Origin of the sequence: Mesorhizobium sp. M7A.F.Ca.US.006.04.2.1 (assembly GCF_004022915.1) — a bacterium.
In the GTDB taxonomy this organism is placed as follows: domain Bacteria; phylum Pseudomonadota; class Alphaproteobacteria; order Rhizobiales; family Rhizobiaceae; genus Mesorhizobium; species Mesorhizobium ciceri.
In genome coordinates this window covers 1-1,792 of record NZ_RZQA01001086.1, presented here as the reverse complement: position 1 = coordinate 1,792, position 1,792 = coordinate 1, and the positions used below count along the sequence as shown (strand labels likewise).

General features: G+C 64.3%; 2 protein-coding genes. Both read right to left on the bottom strand.

The window, feature by feature from the left end; genetic code table 11:
- Positions 1 to 8: 8 nt before the first annotated feature.
- Positions 9 to 866, bottom strand: a complete 858-nt coding sequence (locus EN925_RS34520) for a carbohydrate ABC transporter permease (protein ID WP_127366280.1) — start codon at positions 864 to 866, stop codon at positions 9 to 11.
- Positions 866 to 1,789 carry a sugar ABC transporter permease gene (locus EN925_RS34515; RefSeq protein ID WP_024503911.1) on the bottom strand — a complete coding sequence of 308 codons (924 nt, stop codon included), beginning with the start codon at positions 1,787 to 1,789 and terminating at the stop codon, positions 866 to 868. Before EN925_RS34515 ends, EN925_RS34520 begins: the two co-directional genes overlap by 1 nt.
- Positions 1,790 to 1,792 lie beyond the last annotated feature (3 nt).

The window sequence follows — 1,792 nt, the reverse complement described above, 5'->3', positions numbered from 1 at the left end:
ACTCCATTCTATTTGACGGCCCCGGCCATCAGGCCGCGGATGTAGAAGCGCTGCAGCGCCAGGAACAGGATGAGGCACGGCACCATCATCACGGTGACGCCCGCCTGCACCGCGCCCCAGTCGATGGCGCCGAAGCGGCCCGACTGCAGTGCGGTCATCATCACGGGCAGCGTGAATTTGGATTGATCGGTCATCAGCACGAGGGCGGCGAGGAATTCGTTCCAGGCGCCGAGGAAGGCAAACAGGGCGATGGTGACGACGCCCGGCCAGACCAGCGGCAGCATCACCTTCCAAAGCATGGTGAGATTGCCGGCGCCGTCCATGCGGGCGGCTTCCTCGATCTCGCGCGGCACTGCGTCGAAGGCGTTGCGCATCATGAAGATCGAAAACGGCAGTTGCAGCGTCACATAAACGCCGACCAGGCCGGTCAGCGTGTTGTGCAGGCCAAGCTTGGTCAGCACCAGGAAGATCGGCGTCAGGATCGACTGGAACGGGATCATGATCGTCGACAGGATGAGGATGAAGAACAGGTCCTTGAACGGAAACCGGAACCGCGAAAAGCCGTAGCCGGCCAGCACGCTGACGGCGACCGACAGCACGACGGTCATCACCGAGACGTAGATGCTGTTTTGCGCCGAGACCCACAGCCCGTCGCCGAAGCTGTTGAGCGTGGCGTAGTTCTCCAGCGAGAAGCCTGATGTCGGCCAGGGCGGCAGCGGCGGCAGGCGCGCTTCGGTCGCTGGCTTGAACGCCGACAGCACCGCCCACACGATCGGCGCGGCAAACAGCACCGAGGCGACGATGCCGGTCGAATGCTCGCCGATGCGGCTCAAGAGCCGGCGGTTGCGGGAAGCGGCCTGCGCCATCAGTCGAGCCCCTCCGGCTTGCGCAGCAGCCACAGCTGGACGAGGCTGAGCGCCACCAGGATCACCAGCAGCACCATCGACAAAGCCGCGCCGTAGCCGAGCTTGAACGACACGAAGGACTGGTTGAAGATCCAGTAGACCGCCGTCAGCGTCTGGTTGCGTGGGCCGCCGCGCAGGATGATGTAGAACTGGTCGAAGGCGAGGATCGAGCCGGCGACCGACAGGATCAGGGCCAGCGCCAGCGTGCGGCGCATCAGCGGCAAAGTGATCGCCCTGAACCTGGCGAACGGACCGGCGCCGTCGATGACGGCCGCCTCCTGCAGATCCTGCGGGATCGATTGCAGGCCGGCCATCAGAATGATCATGGTGAAGCCGGCGACCTTCCAGACGACCATGGCGATGATCGACCAGAAGGCCGGCTGGAAGGTGGCCAAAAGGTTGAACTTCCTGTCGATCAGGCCAAGGTCGTAGGCGGCCGGGCTGAACAGGCCGGAATCGACGTTCAACAGCCATGACCAGAGCAGGCTGGCCGAGGCAAAGCCGACAACCGCCGGCATGAAGAACATCGTCCGGTAAAGATTGGTCAGCGGCCGCGGCCGCTCGACGAACAGTGCCAGCGGAAACGCCACCACGAAGATCGCGATGGTGACGATCACGGTGTAGTAGGCGGTGAAGCGCAGCGCGTTCCAGAACCGGGTGTCGCGCAGGATGGCGACATAGTTGCCGAGGCCGATAAAGCTGTGCTCGCCCATCAGGGGCCAGTTGTGCAGCGACATCCACGCCGTCATGCCGAGCGGGATCAGGAAAAAGACGACGACCAGCGCGACAGCCGGCGCGACATAGAGCAGGCCGATCCATTGGTGGCGGCTGGCGACCTTGCGGGCGCGGGGCGGGGCAGGGGTTGCTGCGGTGATGACGGTCATGAC

What these genes read in the sequence shown, in the direction of transcription:
- EN925_RS34515 (WP_024503911.1), bottom strand. Translation starts at nt 1,789, where the DNA reads ATGACCGTCATCACCGCAGCAACCCCTGCCCCGCCCCGCGCCCGCAAG.
- EN925_RS34520 (WP_127366280.1), bottom strand. Translation starts at nt 866, where the DNA reads ATGGCGCAGGCCGCTTCCCGCAACCGCCGGCTCTTGAGCCGCATCGGC.